General features: G+C 54.4%; 14 protein-coding genes and 3 pseudogenes. 3 read left to right on the top strand and 14 right to left on the bottom strand.

Going from position 1 to position 17,232, the window contains the following annotated elements:
* The 5 genes and pseudogenes from GOB85_RS16700 to GOB85_RS16685 form a co-directional block, all read right to left on the bottom strand.
* The coding region (locus tag GOB85_RS16700) for a hypothetical protein (protein WP_242011588.1) at positions 1-734 on the bottom strand (734 nt) is incomplete at its 3' end.
* Positions 735-782: 48 nt separating this feature from the next.
* A pseudogene (locus GOB85_RS19825) lies at positions 783-920 on the bottom strand (hypothetical protein); the annotation flags it as partial.
* A gap of 206 nt (positions 921-1,126) precedes the next feature.
* Positions 1,127-2,608 carry an FAD-dependent monooxygenase gene (locus GOB85_RS16695; RefSeq protein ID WP_173578380.1) on the bottom strand — a complete coding sequence of 494 codons (1,482 nt, stop codon included), beginning with the start codon at positions 2,606-2,608 and terminating at the stop codon, positions 1,127-1,129.
* Positions 2,609-2,882: 274 nt separating this feature from the next.
* On the bottom strand, positions 2,883-3,227 hold the full coding sequence (locus GOB85_RS19045; protein WP_242011587.1) for a hypothetical protein: 345 nt from the start codon (positions 3,225-3,227) through the stop codon (positions 2,883-2,885).
* A gap of 248 nt (positions 3,228-3,475) precedes the next feature.
* Positions 3,476-4,268: pseudogene (locus tag GOB85_RS16685) on the bottom strand (IS5 family transposase).
* A gap of 48 nt (positions 4,269-4,316) precedes the next feature.
* Here GOB85_RS16685 and GOB85_RS16680 point away from each other — a divergent pair.
* Positions 4,317-4,709: pseudogene (locus GOB85_RS16680) on the top strand (IS5 family transposase); the annotation flags it as partial.
* Positions 4,710-5,050: 341 nt separating this feature from the next.
* Complete coding sequence (locus GOB85_RS16675) at positions 5,051-5,353, top strand: plasmid stabilization protein (protein WP_173578382.1); 303 nt, start codon at positions 5,051-5,053, stop codon at positions 5,351-5,353.
* A 425-nt stretch (positions 5,354-5,778) separates the two neighbouring features.
* Here GOB85_RS16675 and GOB85_RS16665 read toward each other — a convergent pair whose 3' ends face one another.
* The 3 genes from GOB85_RS16665 to GOB85_RS16655 form a co-directional block, all read right to left on the bottom strand.
* Positions 5,779-6,312 carry a DNA polymerase ligase N-terminal domain-containing protein gene (locus GOB85_RS16665; RefSeq protein ID WP_242011586.1) on the bottom strand — a complete coding sequence of 178 codons (534 nt, stop codon included), beginning with the start codon at positions 6,310-6,312 and terminating at the stop codon, positions 5,779-5,781.
* 74 nt (positions 6,313-6,386) lie between these two features.
* A complete protein-coding gene (locus tag GOB85_RS16660) occupies positions 6,387-7,583 on the bottom strand; it encodes an IS256 family transposase (RefSeq protein WP_173578383.1) in 1,197 nt (398 codons plus the stop codon).
* 532 nt (positions 7,584-8,115) lie between these two features.
* Positions 8,116-8,637, bottom strand: coding sequence for a DUF4142 domain-containing protein (locus GOB85_RS16655; protein ID WP_173578384.1), 522 nt, complete (start codon positions 8,635-8,637; stop codon positions 8,116-8,118).
* Between the two features lie 305 nt (positions 8,638-8,942).
* Here GOB85_RS16655 and GOB85_RS16650 point away from each other — a divergent pair, with 305 nt between their 5' ends.
* Positions 8,943-9,794 carry a glucose 1-dehydrogenase gene (locus tag GOB85_RS16650; RefSeq protein ID WP_173578385.1) on the top strand — a complete coding sequence of 284 codons (852 nt, stop codon included), beginning with the start codon at positions 8,943-8,945 and terminating at the stop codon, positions 9,792-9,794.
* A 92-nt stretch (positions 9,795-9,886) separates the two neighbouring features.
* Here GOB85_RS16650 and GOB85_RS16645 read toward each other — a convergent pair whose 3' ends face one another.
* The 6 genes from GOB85_RS16645 to GOB85_RS16620 all read right to left on the bottom strand — a co-directional run bounded on the left by GOB85_RS16645 (position 9,887) and on the right by GOB85_RS16620 (position 17,007).
* Positions 9,887-10,681, bottom strand: coding sequence for an OBAP family protein (locus GOB85_RS16645; protein WP_173578386.1), 795 nt, complete (start codon positions 10,679-10,681; stop codon positions 9,887-9,889).
* A 171-nt stretch (positions 10,682-10,852) separates the two neighbouring features.
* A complete protein-coding gene (locus GOB85_RS16640; RefSeq protein WP_173578387.1) occupies positions 10,853-12,502 on the bottom strand; it encodes a GMC oxidoreductase in 1,650 nt (549 codons plus the stop codon).
* On the bottom strand, positions 12,492-13,139 hold the full coding sequence (locus GOB85_RS16635) for a gluconate 2-dehydrogenase subunit 3 family protein (RefSeq protein ID WP_173578388.1): 648 nt from the start codon (positions 13,137-13,139) through the stop codon (positions 12,492-12,494). The genes GOB85_RS16640 and GOB85_RS16635 overlap by 11 nt, the downstream gene beginning before the upstream one ends.
* Positions 13,132-14,103 (bottom strand): hypothetical protein, encoded by a 972-nt coding sequence (locus tag GOB85_RS16630; protein WP_173578389.1) that lies wholly within the window; start codon positions 14,101-14,103, stop codon positions 13,132-13,134. The genes GOB85_RS16635 and GOB85_RS16630 overlap by 8 nt, the downstream gene beginning before the upstream one ends.
* A 16-nt stretch (positions 14,104-14,119) precedes the next feature.
* The gene (locus tag GOB85_RS16625) at positions 14,120-15,223 is read right to left on the bottom strand and encodes an enolase C-terminal domain-like protein (protein WP_173578390.1); all 1,104 of its coding nucleotides are present in this window, start codon (positions 15,221-15,223) and stop codon (positions 14,120-14,122) included.
* The gene (locus tag GOB85_RS16620) at positions 15,220-17,007 is read right to left on the bottom strand and encodes a thiamine pyrophosphate-requiring protein (RefSeq protein ID WP_173578391.1); all 1,788 of its coding nucleotides are present in this window, start codon (positions 17,005-17,007) and stop codon (positions 15,220-15,222) included. The genes GOB85_RS16625 and GOB85_RS16620 overlap by 4 nt, the downstream gene beginning before the upstream one ends.
* Positions 17,008-17,232 lie beyond the last annotated feature (225 nt).

Below are 17,232 nucleotides of genomic sequence, written 5' to 3'. Positions count from 1 at the left end.
ACTTGAACTCTGCCGCATACCGTTTCCGCGTAACCTTGCCCATAAAACCCGTCCTCGTTCAGGCCAGATGATAGCTTATCGCCCTGTCCGAAAAATGGGGACCACCTCTTATTATAAAGACGAAAATATGCGACTGTTCGTCCTCTTGCGTCACTTTTCACATAAATCAAATTGAACAAAGGACCGTAAGTATTTTTTAGGCAATCATAAGCCGGTTGTGGCATAAGACGACCGTCTGTATTAATGCGACCGCACCCTATTGTCTCGTTCTTTCCAAAAATGAAATCACGCACAGCCGCAAACGCAGGTCCTTTTAGCTGATCATTGCGCGTAATCGTGGCGAGAAGAACCATACATGACTTCACCATGGAACGTTGGGAATCGATCTGTTTACATTCAAATGTAAACTGGGTTTTTCCGGGATAAAGCGTTCTAAGTGTTCCTGGCTTTCTCTGGAGGCCATTCCATAAAACGTCTTCAGAGACACCGGCTTGCGCGGCTGCATGTGGGATGTAAAATGCTAGTTCTTCATCGCTCGAAACATTAAAATTCACCTCAACAGAACTTCCCTTTTTTATAACAACGAATGGTTTACACTTCTGGTGGGGAGCGCCGTCTGGCTTAAAGTTGATGGGTCCCTGAGACGACAGAATATTATTGAGGGCTGGTGGCAACTCGCCATCACCCGATCTCATCTGGAAGAGGTTTCTTAAGCTTTTAACTTCGTCTGCCATTGTTCGATCAATCGAACAACCGAAGGTCTCGTTACAATGGCTGCAATCAGCCGTAGTTGTCGTCTTCCGACCTCCAAGAGCGTTAAGCAAAACATGCTCTCGGCGGGTATCTTCCGTTAGATTATTGTCGCAAAAAATACAACATCCTCGCCAGGAATCTATTCCGTCTTGTGCTGCTTGTGGCATCCTTCACACCCTTAACTAAAAACCTGACATGCACCGCCCGATATACTCGGCCAACATAGCCAAACGAACAGGTGAAAACTATAAGTGCAACGAATACAGAGCCGTAAGCTTAGTCTGCTTTCGGAAAGCGATAAATCCCAATCGCACGTCCGACATGAGGCGGATGCTGCCTGTCCGGTTTCATGGCATGATATTATCAACGTGTTTCAATTCTTCATCAGTGTGGATGTTTCGGCTGCCATTCCTTTCAGGGCCATATCGATTACCGCCCAGTTCCCACTTTTTGCGGTAGCAGCGACGTAGCCATCGGGTCGCACCAGCCAAATGCCATTTTCATCCGGTGGCCGGCGCACTTCGGACATCAGTAAGGATGCATGACGCGCGATCATGGCCCGCGCTTCAGCACAGTCTCTGGCGGCAAGTATAAAGCTGGGAATACCACCACCCTCAGAACCTCGTGCTGAAATCATCCGCTGTCCCGGTTGGGGGCCACGCAATCCACGAGCGGAACCCACGTTGAGGGGGCTATCGGGATAACCAATCATGATTCCGGAAAGCCGGTTGGCGATGGCGCGACGGATCACCGAAATGCAGAAAATCTGCTTTACAATAAAGTTGCGTACCTTCTGCGCCAGATGACTTCTGAGCAGGACAATCCTGGTCATACGGCTGGAATCCGATAATATCTGCAGCGCTACACCGCTACGCTCGATACTGTAGCTATCCAGCAGGCACGGCCTTGCTTCCTGCTGCTCGACAAGCGCAAGCTTCCAGGCGAGATTGAAGGCATCCTGCATGCCCATGTTCATGCCCTGGCCACCGGCAGGGCTATGGATATGGGCTGCATCGCCAGCCAGAAATACGCGACCCTTGCGATAGTTCCGGACCTTGCGTTCGTTGACCCCGAAATCCGACAGCCATACCGGATCGGACAGGACGACCCCGCCCGGTCCCCGCCGGTCGACAATTCTCTGCATTTCCTCAAGGTCCGGCGTATGCAGTGGAACCGAACCCAGATCGGCGATAATACGGTAACGGTCCCGCGATATCGGAAAAAACATGACAGCGCCGTCCGGGTGCCAGAAAATTGCCGGTTCGTCAGGCGAGATGGCAAGACCCGTCACATGCACATCAGCAATAACAAAACCAGTGGGCAGCGTGTCTCCCTCGAATGCCAGGCCTAACCTGCAGCGAACAAAGGAATGTGCCCCATCGCACCCGATGAGCCACGCAGCTTCCAGGCTCTCGATCCTGCCTCCAGCATGCCTAAGTGTGCATGAAACATCGTCATCCCTGTTAACGAAGTCCGTCAGTTCAGTTCCGCGTTCGACAGTCTTACCAAAAGTCCTGAGATGTTCTTCCAGTAACCGCTCGGTTTCCGATTGTGGAATCAGTAGCAGGTAATTGAAAGAAGAGGTGATCGTCCCGAACGGGATCCGGGCAAGTGTCCTGTTGCCAGCGTGAATGCTGACAGCGTTTGCACATAGCCCGGTGGCCATAAACGCATCCGCACAGCCCGCTGCGTCAAGCAGTTCCAGTGTGCGGGGCCAGACGGCCAGGGCTCGGGACTGGTTGGTGCGGGCCGGCAACCTGTCGATAACCCTGACAGGCGTCCCGTACCGGGCCAGTTCGGCGGCCATGGTCAGGCCGACAGGCCCTGCACCGATAACGAGAACGGGCTTCGACATGGTTTTTATCCAAAGGAACAGACCTGTCCGGACATACGGGCAGGCGTCATCATTTTAACGCCAGACGTATCCTGCCTGTTCCTGTCTGCTCAGATGTAATAGATCGCATGATTTCAATGACCGCTTTGCCGGTCGGGCAATCGTCTTCCGGACGGCGGAAATGAAGGCGAAAACTGCCTGTCTATTTCACCCTACAAGCAGGCATACCGTTATTGCTGGTAAATCCCGCCACATTTGACGTTGCTCGGGCAGGCGCGCCAACGACAGGAAATAATCATCCGTCCGTTACAGTCCCTGACGCAGCCTGCGCGAGGATACCGAGGATTCCGGGACGATACGGTCCCTCAAACAGATCTCCCAACGCATAGCGGGATTTCCATGTCAGCCGACGTTGCAGTGCGTGCCAGACGCGATCGTGCACAAGATGGCAGCGCTGGCAGAGGGCACGCAGATTGCTTAACCGGTTGTTGCGCGGGTCATGGTCCAGATGTGCAGCGGCCAGCACCACCCGGGTTTCGCGCACCTCGATCAGGTCAATGAGATCCGGTCCGCCAGTCTTACGCCCTTTGGCGTCCCGCCAGTTTCCCGTGTCCACATCGAACCAGCGACCAGAAGCCACCACCCGGATCCGTTTGCCATGTGGACGGCCACAGACCTGGCAACGTCCCTGCGCTCGTTCAAACCTTACGTGTCGGCTGATCTGTGACCAATCGGGAGGGTAAAGCCATTTGAGTTCGGGGCGGATCGGCACAGCCTGTCATCCTGCGAAGTGTCACCTTTTGTTCTCATAGCACAATGCGAAAAGAAATGCCGACACACGCCCGGGTGACCGACCGCTTGCGCCTCGTGACGGACATCTAGAGGGTGTTATGCACTTTGGGAGAGCAGATTGGCGACATTTCTGAGCATGAAACCAGCGAAGGCGATGGTATGCATTGCAGCAAGTGTTGAGGCACAGCGCTCGTAGTCTTTGACCAGCCTTTTGCATCGCGTGGCCCACGCGAAAGACCGTTCCACAATCCAGCGACGGGGCAGCAGCACAAAACCCCGTTTAGCCTGAGGCAGCCTGACGATTTCGAGGGTGATATCCTGCTCTTCAGCGGCTTTTACCGCTTTTGATCCGGTATAGCCCTGATCGGCCCATGCCAGTTCAACGCTACCGTCTGTTGCCCGCTGAATGGCTTGCGCCAGTGAACCGACTTCTGCCCGGTCATCCCTGTTTGCCGGTGTGACGTGCAGGGCCAGAAGATGCCCCAGGGTATCGACCGCCATGTGCAGCTTCGATCCCTTCTTTCTTTTCGCGCCATCATACTCGGCGCGCGATCCACTCTCCGGGGTCGAACGCAGTGTCCGGCTATCGATGATCGCCGTGGTCGGTTCAGCTTTCTTTCCTGCCGCCAGACGCAGCACAGCCCGAAGATCGTGGACCAGAGCCTCGAAACATCCCGCTTCCATCCATCGCCGGGACTGCTGATAAACCGCAGACCACGGCGGAAGATCATTTGGCATCGCACGCCACGCAATACCGTAGCGGATCACATACCGAAGACCGTTGAACAGTTCCCGCAGATCATGATGACGCTGTTCTGCATCCTCTAATAATCAGAGACCATTCTTCGTCACTGATATCAGATGGATACGGCCTGCGTGCAGTAATCATCCATCTTTACTGTACCATTCACACACGAAAGTAAATAACACCCTCTAGCGGCACATTGCCGTCGATACGGATGGCCGGTTGCTTCTGGTCAGGCTGACATCTGCCGATATTTCGGATAGCGCGGGAGGGCAGATGATCCTGGATGCCATCCGCAAACGCTGGGCGTGGGTGAAGCATCTGTTCGCAGATGGAGCCTATGATCGCCTGCAATTGATGGACAAGGCCGCCTTTCTCGACTTCACCGTCGAGATCATCCGACGATCAGATATGGCAAAAGGGTTTGAAATCCTGCCGCGTCGGTGGGTTGTTGAACGAACATTCGGCTGGATGATCCGCTGGCGCCGACTGGTGAAGGATTACGAACAACGTATTGACGTTGCAGAGGCCATGATCCACATCGCCATGGGAAGCCTCCTGTTACGCCGAAACGCTCATCCGTGAATTTCCAAAAGGGCTCTTAATGCCTTGATAATTGATCCCATATCAGTAGTGCTACCGAACGGCCTACCAGATCACTGTTCACGAAAATGACAACTTTTGAAATTGCTCAAATAAATTACTTCACGCCAGAACTGTCGGCGGTTCCAATAGTTACAAAAAAATTTTCTACAGAGCTGGATTACAGATCCCATAGGCGAACCAGCCTCCTGACGGATAGAAATATCAAACAGCCATAGCTGTGCTCGGAAACGTTTTTCTCTTTTCCTGCTTTATCACAGAAAGAGGACTTACGTCGTATTGAGACGAAATCGTTTGAATAGCACAAGACTGGAGGATAGATCATGCCGCGTGGAGACAAATCCGCCTATACGGACAAGCAGAAAAGACAGGCTGAACATATCGAAGAGGGCTATGAAAAGCGTGGCGTCAGCAAGGACGAAGCGGAACGCCGCGCATGGGCCACCGTCAATAAGGAAACGGGTGGTGGCAAGAAGAGCGGATCGGGAAGAGGTCACGCTGTAACACACGAACCGTCGCGGAAGGGCGGCAAGGCTGGCGGGGCGGCGTCTGCACACCGGCCAGCGGAAGACCGCTCCGCTTCAGCGAAGAAAGCTGCTGAAACACGTAGGAAAAACGAGAAATAGCAGGATATTGGAACTCAGTCGGGACGACCGAATACGCGGCGGAGTACTTTTTGGCTGTCCAAAACCTGACGTCTCTATGGAGAAAGCGAGTGCCCTGCCCAATTGATATAGAAAACCAGCATCGACATGGCTCCTTGCAAGGCATATTGAAGGTTTCTACCGGGCAGAAAAAGCGTATATCAGTTGTGTCACATCTGCCGGACGGGCCGGATGAATCAGCCGATAGACAAGCTGTTTTCGGGGGCGACGTCAGCATTATATGCGATCGGGAGCGGGGTAATGGTAGTCATGGGCAGCATATCTGAAACGCTCTCGTGATTTATGCCTGCACAGACGTGATGAAAGCGGATAATTTACAACATTTTATACCCATTATGGTTTCGAACCTGTAGGTTTTCGGAAAAGAAATTCTGCTCCTTTCTATATCACGAAAGAGGTTTTCTTCTTGGATAGCGGGAAGGTTTACTCTCAGCGATTTCCGTAATTGTCCGTCCTGATCTGATAGAAGCAGGCTGTTCTTCAAGAATGTCCGGATCGTCGGGACGGCGGGCTGCGTCATCAGCAGCTTTGATCAGCAGCCAGTTGTCGCGTTTATCCTGGGGTTTGCCTTTCATCCGGATCAAATACCAGCGCCCGGTGAGTTTTTCTCCGTGCAGCTCGAAATCGAGATGTCCTTCCGCCAGCCCTTTTTCAGGGTCGTCGAGCGAAGTCCAGCTTCCGCGATCCCAGACAGCCACCGTGCCACTACCATACTTTCCTTTAGGGATCGTGCCTTCGAAATCACCGTAGTCCAACGGATGATTTTCGACCTGAACAGCGAGACGCCTCTCACCCGGGACAAGACTTGGCCCCTTTGTCACAGCCCAGCTTTTCAGAAAGCCATTCAGTTCAAGACGAAAATCGTAATGTAGTCGTCGCGCATCGTGCTTCTGAATGACGAAGCGGTTTCCCTCTATCAATGAACCTTCTCCTGATAAAGGCTGTGTCCCGAGGCGTGGTGTAGGAACACCGATCCTCGATAGGTTCGAGGTTATCAGGCTGCCACGGCTGGCAAACTGATGGTTTGGTTATGGCTTATGGCGGCCAGTCCTTCCAGTGTCATGTAGCGTCGGCACACGGCCCATTCGTCGTTCTGCTCCAGCATCAAGGCACCGACGAGACGGATGATGGCGGCGTCGTTGGGGAAAATCCCGATGACGTCGCAGCGACGCTTGATCTCCCGGTTCACCCGCTCGATCGGATTGGTGGACGAGATCTGGGTCCAGTGCTCCCGGGGAAAGCCCATGTAGGCCAGCACATCCGCCTCTGTCCGCTCCATGAAGTCCGCCAGTTTTGGGAAGCCATCACGCAGCTTGTCGGTGACGTGCCGCCATTGGCGCGCGGCATCGTCCGCCGTTTCCTGCGTGAAGATCGTGCGCAACAGGGCCGTGATGGCAGGACGTTGTTTCGTGTGGGCATAAGCGAGTGCGTTGCGCATCCAGTGTACCCGGCAGCGTTGCAGGGTCGCGCTGAACACGCGACCGGCGGCGGCCCGCAGCCCGGTATGAGCGGCGGCCACCACCAGCTTCACGCCGCGCAGGCCACGATCGGCCAGGGAGCGCAGGAAATCCGTCCAGAACGCTTCCGCTTCGGACAGTCCCGTCGCCACGCCGAGCACTTCACGACGGCCGTCCGTGTTCACGCCCACGGCGATTATCACGGCGATCGACACGATCCGGCCGCCCTGGCGCAGTTTGAGATCGGTGGCGTCAATCCACAGATACGGCCATTCGCCCTCGATCGGCCGGGACAGAAAGGAGTTGACCCGCTCGTCGATCTCGCCGACCAGACGGCTGACCTGGCTTTTGGAGACGCCACCGGCGCCCATGGCGCGGACGAGATCATCGACCGATCGCGTGGAAATCCCCTGCACATAGGCTTCCTGAATGACCGCCAGCAGCGCCTTTTCCGCCGTCCTCCGGGGCTCGAGGAAGGTCGGGAAATAGCTTCCCTTGCGCAGCTTCGGGATCGCCAGTTCGACCGTGCCTGCCCGCGTGTCCCAGTTCCGGGCGCGGTAACCGTTGCGCTGGGTCGAGCGGGAGGCCGAACGCGCGCCCAACGGTGCACCGGTCCGGGCCTCGACCTCCATCTCCATCATCCGATCAGCAGCGAACGCCAGCATCTCACGAACAAAATCGCCATCCGACGCTTGCTCCACAAGCTCCAGTAGCGCCATCTTCTCCTCGGTCATCGTCAGGTCCTTCAGGTTCAGTTTCGCACCCGAACCCTATCAAAGACCGGCGGTGGCCGCCTCAGCGGCCAATCTCGCTCCTACACCACGCCTCGAGACACAGCCCCTGATAAATCTGATATTTTTCTGAAATCATGATTTCAGATATAGATTTCCGGATATACGGTTCAGCTCTCTTTACAGCAGTCGTGTGATGACCAGGAACGGGTGCCCGTTTTTGTTCTGTGGGACGGTTTCATCAGAAGCAGAGGAGCACGCTCAGAGGCCAACACGGCTGCCAGGAAGCAACCGGACATATCAAAGTCTCCCAATCCACGATAATACCTTTCCTGCTTGCCTCGGTGGCCATGCCAATACCTGTCCGCCGTAAGCATCGGATGAACGCGTCAGAATAAACGCATGTTCCGGCCGCATGCGATCAGTCCGATGTCAGGACCCGGTCTATGTCAGCAGAGGTTCTGCGATTCAGATCAGAAATCAGAATCATAAATCCTTGCCTATTAGAAACGGATTTTCGAAAAAATTCAGGACGTTATTCCGACAGGCTCTCTGCCATTTTCAGATGCTCTTCAAGAGTAGGTATGGTATCTCCGGCCCATTTCTTCAGTGCTTCATTTTCACCGCTCTTCGCATACCGCCGGAAAAGCGACAGGGCATCCTCATGAGCGGAAATCTGATCCTTACGATACTGTCTTACAAAGCCGTCGCCATGGAGACCATGCAATGTATCCAGCTTTCTTTTGTGTGTATCATCGACGGAAGCCGGAGGCGTGGCTGCCATATTGTTGACACTGAGAAGCTGCTTCAGTTCTGCCGAGGTTTTCTGGTGTTCCGCGATCATTCTCGACGCAAATGTTTTAAGCGAAGGATCTGATAGAGCCATCTGACTGGATTGAATCTCAAAAAGATCACTCCAGGAAACACTCTGAATGAAATCATCCGTTTTTGGAGCAATTCCCATCATGGAATTCACGCCCGTCCGCTCCGGAAGAGACTGCGCCAGAGCTGGTGTTGAGAAACACAATGCTATGGCGAGAAAGTAGGCTTTTTTCATAGGAGCTTTCCTTTTTCAAAACATACGACGTATTTTGCAGGATTATCGAAATGCAGAGGGAGTCACGAGATTATCTATGCCTGCATTTTTTAGGATTACATTTCTGCTTACTTTTTTTACTGACAATGATGACGTATCAACTTGTAAAAGATAACCCCGCAAAGCGGATAAAATGCAAACGATACGGTCAGCTGAAAGTTTCACGGTTCTGATCGCATCAAATCACTTGTAGTACATTTTTTCTAAAACCAAGAAACTTTCTTTCCTGATGACCTTTGGGAATACATTCTCAAGGAGAAAACACCATGTCATCTGAAGAAAAATTCTTACCCCAGCATCAAGCTGTTCCGGGAGATACAGAAAAAATGAATCCCACTCCCGATCATGGAGAGGAAAGCTATCGGGGGTCAGGAAAACTTTCCGGAAAAATTGCTTTGATAACCGGAGCAGATTCCGGAATAGGCCGGGCGGTTGCGATCGCCTTTGCTCGCGAAGGAGCCGACATCGCAATCGCTTATTTTACAGAAGATAAAGATGCGCAGACCACCGCTGACTGGGTGCAAAAGGCAGGCCGCCGCGCTATCCTGCTTCCAGGAGATATCCAGCTACGATCGCATTGTAATGAGATAATAAAACGCACAATCGACGAATTCGGGCAACTGGATATTCTTGTCAATAATGCTGCTCACCAGAAATCCGTGACAGATCTTTCCGAAATTGATGAAAAAGAACTCGACACGACATTTCGCACGAATTTTTACGGTATGTTCTTTCTATGTCAGGCAGCCTTACCACATCTGCAGAGCGGCGCTTCGATTATCAACACGAGTTCGATTAACGCGGCCCAACCTTCTCCTCACCTGCCCGTCTATGCCGCGACAAAGGCAGCTATCTCCAATTTCACAGTCGGTCTTGCGCAAATGCTGGGAGAACGGAATATCCGTGTTAATGCTGTTGCTCCCGGTCCTGTCTGGACACCTCTCATTCCGTCCACAATGCCGGAAGAGGCTATTACCGAATTTGGTAAAAACACCCCTCTTGGACGAGCGGCCCAGCCGGCAGAATTGGCCGCTGCCTATGTGCTGTTCGCGTCAGACGAGAGCAGCTATACGACTGGAGCCGTTCTTCCTGTGACCGGAGGCAGACCAATGCTCTGATCGCGATGCGACGGATGAAATCTGGTGAAACGCATTTGCTTGCAGGACCGGTAAAGGTCCTGCCCCGGTATCTGCCGTGGACTATATATAAATCATTTTTTGATATTTTTTACCGGCACTTCCACAAGCTGCAATTGAGGCACTGTACCGCTCTCCCACGAGTTTGCGCCCACCGCGACATCCGGCGTTGGTATATCGGCACGGTTCTTTCTTTCACTCTGAGTGGAAAGCCCGAAACGCCTGTCCCGATCATCCAGAAAGGACTGTTGTATCTGACCATCTTTGGTAAACCCCATCATCAATTGAGGGATGCCAAGGGGAAGATCATGATCCCGATCTATCTGCCAAGTGTGCCATGTTTTCCCGTAAGTTGTCACGAGATCCGTCATGAAAGCATATTCCGCTGGATTGGGAACATCGGGGGCGACAAGCATTCCTGATTTCACCTCATACTGGTGGCTATGCCACAATTTCTTTTCATTTTCAGGAAGAGTTTTAAATATTCTTTCGCTGACAATATATTCAACACCAATAAGTCGGGCGTTTGTCTGATTCGCTTCATAAATGACGCATTGATGGAAATCCTCAGTCAAATGCGTACAGAAATGATTGGCTTCGATCTGTCGTCCCATGTCATCAGCATAAAAGTGAAATCCATTCAGATACTCACTCATGGCATCAATCGGTTTTTTCACCTGCAAAGCATCAGCCGCTGTGTCGAGAACATGGCTTTTTACTGTTTTCGGACTTCCCGGGACGGGCGCTATGTTTTTATCTGCTGCATCAGCTCTGCGTCCAATGATGGCCGAAACCGGAGCAGCAACAAGGGCTGCGGTAAGTGTACGGTTAAAACAGCGTCGACAGGTAAAGTTATGAAGAAACGACATAGTCTGTCCTTTCAATCAGTATGCGCCATGCTCACCACCATAAAGCGCCTTACCTTCGGGAGTTGCGTTATGTCTTTCTTGCCTGTTTAATAATATTAAAACACTCATTATTACATAATTGGCACGCAAAATATCAGTAGAGAACTCTTCTTCCCGCCCCCATCGCAAAGATCAGAAGTTCAATTGCCCTGTCTGTTGCAGCATCTGAATCCGGTCTGCGGTCCGTAACGCAATGGCCGTGATGGTCAGCGATGGATTGACACCACCCGTTGTTGGGAACACGGATCCATCACAGATCCATAAATTGGGAATATCCCAGCTCCGACAATCGGCATTCACCACACTGCTCTTCCGATCGTTCCCCATGCGTGCAGTGCCCGCCAGATGGTTCGTATCGTTTTCCTGCCGCCAGATGTCTTTTGCCCCGACCAGTTCCAGACTGCGTTGCATTTCGCCAAGAGCATGCTGAATCATGGCTTTGTCGTTATCGTGCCAGGAATAGGTCACGCGTGCGACGGGCAGGCCATACCGGTCCTTTTCGTTGGCAAGAGAGACCCTGTTGTCAGGATGCGGCAACATTTCTCCAACCATTTTCAGTCCGACCTGATGATTATAATCCGCCATCTTTTCACGCAGTCGTGCACCCCATAATTTGCGGGAACCCGACATGGCAGCGGACCATTCGACCGGCAGCGGCCCCTGCGCCATCCAGCAATAGCCGCCATGGAAGTCCTTTCGGTCATCATAGTTCCAGTGCTCGGTAATGGTCAGTGAGGGCGGCCCTTTGTTCCATCGGACCATTTCATCCATCACGCCATAAACGGCCTGATTCGATTGCGTCATCAGATAACGACCCACAAGACCTGAACTGTTGGCAAGCCCGTCACGAAACCGGTCAGTCGCGGAGTTAAGCAGCAGGCGCGGCGTTTCAATTGCGTACCCAGCCACGATGACATTTCTGGCCGCCTGAAAGTGCCATGCTCCGTTGCGGTGATAGTGAACGCCGCATGCCCGTCCTGCCGCATCGACCTCGATCCGCCCCACCATTGCAAGGTCACGGATTTCCGCGCCTGCCGCGAGCGCTCGTGGAATGTAGGTAACAAGCTGGCTCTGCTTAGCGTTTGTCGAGCAGCCAACACGACAAAAGCCACGATAAACACAGGAAGGAGAATCTCCGCGCGGAGCGGAAACCGTCGCCAGCGGCGTTTCTGCCCATTTATAGCCCATGGCCTCAGCGCCCCGTGCCAGCACTTCCGCAGCACCATTGATTTCGTGAGCACGATAGGGATAACGAGGCCGTTTCGGCCCCCAGGGATAGGAAACCGGTCCGGCAATAGACAGATCACGTTCTGCCTGTACGTAATAACGCCACATCTCACGCCAGTCGAGCGGCCAGTCGGTGCCATAGCCCAGAAGGGTGCGCGATCTGAACCATTCAGGCCTGAAACGGAGCGAGACCATGGCATAATGCACGGTCGAGCCACCAACGGCCCGGCCGCTGTTGTTCGCACCCATTTTTAGCGGATTGGCACCGTCAACGAGTCTTTCGTCAGTCCAGAAAAGCTGGCTCTGACTGGCTTCATCGGAAGCAAAGTCCTCCAGCGGCCGGAAATAGGGACCAGCATCGAAGCCGATCACCGAGTATCCATATTCCGCAAGCCGCGCGATGAGCGGACCGCCCCCCGCTCCTGTTCCGATCACAACGAAATCCACCGGTTCACGCAGGGGATATTCCTTCATCGGCACCCAGCCACCCGGATGAAAAACGTCCGGCGCACGGCCATGCACAGCCCTTGGTGTGATCAGCGGATCATCTGACACGCTGGTTCTCCCTACGGACACGTGTCTCGTCTCCCGGTCCCGCTTCGACTGGCTCCCAAGGGTCGCGTCGGCCGTTCTGCATCCGCACATATCCGCGCGGACCGGCTGGTCCTCCGAAACCGATCTCATTCCAACTTGTCGGATGAGCATAATAGGCGGCGATGATGTCACTCATCACATGCTCAGAAAAAAACAGTGATGCATCCATACCACTCCATACGGATGCGTCCGACTGGCCCGTTTCTGCCCGATGCAGAAGTTCGTCCTGCTGTCTTTCCTTCAGGTTATGGAAAGAGTGTTCGTAACGCAGACACGCCTCGGCTTCGAACGCAGCAAGCCCCTTTTTCCATGCTTCGCGCTGAGGCGGCAGGGCAGCGTTACGAAATCCGTTACGGGCATCATTTTGCAGTTTCTGGTCGATATAGGCCGCCAGCGGAATGGGAGGACGGTTCTGCGGCTGGGGAATGATACGCTCGCAGATCGCCACAAGCGTGTCCCATTCCATCTGTCGCAGGAAACGTGGTTCCCGGGGAACGCCAAGACGGGCGTCCATGACCTTACGGGTTGCATCGTTCCACGACAGCGAATGCCGCTTTGCCAATACATCATAACCGGGATAGCGATTGCGCTCAGTCATCCGGATGATCTTCCAGCAGGCTCAGTGCGGCCAGACCGGCAAGGGCCAGGCCCGTAAACGCAGGTGGGGCGGGTATGGGCGGCCCATTGAGAATGTTCTGCTCCCAGTTGCGCCATCCGCCCATGTCGCGTCCGACGCCGATGGCGTGAAAGGCGGAACCGGACAGACCGAGGATGGCGGTGGCACGCAGCCACCAGCGTGTGGCGCGCCGCTCCGTGCCTGCTGGCCCAAGCGCCGTCCGCCCCAGAACCAGCGCTGTGACCGGCGGCATGGTGACCGGCAGATACATGAAAGGATCGTGGAACCCACCCCGAAAATGCAGCAGCCCTGCCTCACCTGTGGTCCCGGCCATACCAAGCCCGGATGCGATACCGACGACACGCCCGGCAGGAAGGCCCCAGACCATGGGGGCCTGTCCGGACGGTGTCTCCCGCACCCGCTCCGACAGATAACCGAGCAGACCGGAGAGACCGATCGCAATCGGTGCGCCGACAGGCGCACCATAAAACAGGTTCTGCCACGAAACGCCGCCAGCTTTTCTGCGCACATTGAACAAATGAAAGCCGGTGCCGGCCAGACCGGCAATAGCCGTGAGAACATAGACCGTGTCACGCACCACATGGGGCATCTGACGCTGGTCCATTGTGCCATGTGCGCTAACGCCCAGTGCCATAGCGGCAGTCACCAGTGGTGTATACATCGCCCTGTTCCTGAACTGTCCCCGATAATGTTCCAGCGCGCTGTCAAACAGAACAGACAGCGCAAGTGTTCCTGCTGCCCGGTTAAGGCGGCGTGCTGCCAGATTGGCTTTAGCGAAATCAGGCACCGGAGTTTTCGTCGGAGAATGGGCTACTGTCGGCTGAGAACGTGAATATAGCGCGCCCACGAGAGCCGCGCCGGTCAGCGAGCCGAGCAACGCAAGAGCGTTACGCGGAGCACCAGTAGGAGTGCGGGTATTAACCATCTATCCAGAGATCCCTTTAGCGGACCGCAAACGGCGCGGCGTCAGCGTGTCTGAGCGCCAGGCCACAACCGGATCGGGTAAGATCCGGAGCGATCCTTCCATTCTTCGGGATCGGTGCCCCATCGAACAGTCGCTGTTCGATCCGGACATGATCGTGAAACCATTCAAGATGGCGCAGGTTGCGCATGGCACACAGCACATGAAGATGCAGGGCGGGCGCGCAATGGGCCGAAAACGGGATGTGGAAAATATCCGCTAGGTCGGCCACGCGAAGCAGTCCGGTGATGCCGCCGCATCGTGTGACGTCAGCCTGCAACACATCGACAGAACGAAGGCTCAGAAGATTTCGTGCATTATCGACATCATAGATGTACTCGCCTGCGGCCAGTTCCATCGGCGCCGGAAGATGCGGGCGTATTAGCGCAAGCCCTTCGGGATCGTCCGAGGAAACAGGCTCCTCAAACCAGCACACGCCATAAGCTTCCCTGGCCATGCGTCCTAATGCGATAGCCTCTTTGACATTCAGCGCCCCGTTTGCATCCATGAAGAGCGCCGCGTCACCAATTGCCTGACGCGCCACTGCAAGACGATGCCGGTCACGATCCGGTTCCCTTCCGACCTTGATTTTGACGGCACGACATCCGTCACGCTGCACCCAGTCGTGAAGCTGTTCGGTAAGCTGCTGATCGGAATAGGTGGTGAAGCCACCGCTCCCATAGATCTCGATATGGTCGCGTCGGGCTCCCAGCAGGACGGCCAGCGGCAGGTCCAGCAGCTTCGCTTTCAGATCCCATACCGCCGTATCGACTGCCGAGATCGCATTCGCCGCAATGCCGGCGCGTCCCATATTACGAACGACTGTTTGGAGCTCATCCCAAAGTCTTTCGGGTGAAAAAGGATCGCTTCCGATGATCTTCTCCTTCAGAGAACCCTCGATCAGATGGGCCACCGAAGCATCGGAATAAGTATAACCGAGGCCGACGCATTCTCCCGCCGTGACATGAACGGCGATGATCGTTGTGGCCGACCACGCCATAGTGCCATCGGCTTCCGGGCTGTCAGTCGGAAGCGTAAAAGCCTGCGCTGTTACGCCATCAACAGAGATATCGGAATAATTCACGATTTGTGCGAAGGCAGGATGGAGGCCAGCATTTCCTTCGCCGATCCAATGATGACACTGGCACGCTCGGGTTCCGTCGGCAGGGAGGAGAGGAACGCCTTTGCCTGCTGCAGGGTGATATGTGGTGGCAGCGGTGGCACGTTTGGGTCCGTGCGTGCTTCAAGAATAACCGGACGGTCGGCGCTCAAAACTTCGTCCCAGGCAGCCGCCACTTTTTCCGGATCTTCGACATAGATGCCTTTCAGCCCCAGCAATTCCGCGTATTTATGATATGGAAAATCAGGGATGGCCTGTGTGGATTCCGTTTTTCCCTTGCCGAGCTGGATACGCTCTTCCCATGTTACCTGACTGAGATCCTGATTGTTGAGCACAAGAACAATCAGTTTCGGATTGGACCATTGTTTCCAGTATTTGGAAATCGTGATCATCACATTCAGACCGTTCATCTGCATGGCGCCATCCCCCATGCAGGCAATGACGGTGCGCTCAGGATAAGCCATCTTTCCTGCCATCGCGTAGGGTGTCCCCGCGCCAAGCGATGCCAGCCCGCCCGAAAGGGAGGCTTTCATTCCACGACGCATTTTGAGATCACGCGCATACCAGTTGGCGACCGAGCCGGAGTCAGCGGTAATGATGGCGTTCTCGGGTAAACGTGGTGAAAGCTCCCAGAACACACGCTGAGGGTTAAGTGGCCGGGCGCTGGTCATGGCGCGCGCTTCCAGAACTTTCCACCAGTCGGCCACCTCCTTCTCGATCCGTGTGCGCCACGAACGGTCATTATTGCGTTGGAGCATTGGGATGAGGGCCCGCAGTGTCGCGGCGCTGTCGCCCTGGAGATTAACCTCCATGGGATATCGCAGGGACAGATTGGCGCTATTGATGTCGATCTGCACGCCGCGTGCTTGACCGGGCTTTGGCAGAAATTCACTGTAGGGAAACGACGAGCCGACCATGAGGAAGGTGTCACACTCTTTCATGAGATCCCATGAAGGTTTCGTCCCCAGCAGGCCAATCGAACCCGTGACGAAGGGTAGTTCATCCGGGACTGCGGCTTTTCCCAGAAGTGCTTTGGCAATGCCGGCACCGAGAATTTCCGCGATTTCGAGCAGTTCGTCAGTCGCTTCGAGCGCACCGGCTCCCGCAAGGATGGCGATCTTCTTTCCTGCATTGAGAATATTGGCCGCGGCACGAAGGCCCTCGTCCTCTGGTACCTTGCTGCCGATTGTCACTCCAATGCCTGTATGGGTCGAACCGTGGGCCATCGGCGGCTCTGAATAGGATAACTCCTGCAAATCATTGGGAACGATGACGACCGTAGGGGAGCGTTTATCGCGGGCAATGCGTACGGCACGATCAATGGCATGCCGCATCTGTGACGGTTCTGTCACCGTCACGATGTATTCGCAAGCCACATCCTTGCAGAGCGATTGCAAATCGACTTCCTGCTGATAATTCGAGCCAATTGCCGTTCGTGCCTGCTGCCCCATGATCGCCACGACGCCAACATGGTCGAGTTTGGCATCATAAAGCCCGTTCAGAAGATGGATCGCACCAGGTCCTGACGTGGCGAAACAGAGCCCCACCTGCCCGGTAAATTTTGCATGGGCCGTTGCCATGAATGCCGCCATCTCTTCGTGTCTTACCTGGACATATTCGACGCGACCTGCGTCAACTTCCCGTTGCAGAGCAATATCAATGCCTCCGGCACCGTCACCCGGATAGCCATAAGCACGTTTGAGACCCCATTCCTGGAGACGTTTCCATAGGAATTCGCTGACGTTCATCTCGGTCTCCTCATGGAGTCATTCAGGTAACAACGGGAAATTCATTCCATTATAAGTATTTTCGATAACAACTTACCGGACACGCCTAACAAGAAGGATGTCTTCTTTCTTCGCGTAAGTGTCTGACCGAAAATGAGTTGAGTGATTTCAGCGGGTTATGATTCATGGGTTTGCGATAACCTGATGAGATCAAGATGGCCTGGACTGAAATCACCCGAGCGCAGT

Origin of the sequence: Acetobacter fallax, assembly GCF_011516735.1 — a bacterium.
Lineage (GTDB): Bacteria > Pseudomonadota > Alphaproteobacteria > Acetobacterales > Acetobacteraceae > Acetobacter > Acetobacter fallax.
This window is presented reverse-complemented; position numbering and strand designations above follow the sequence as displayed.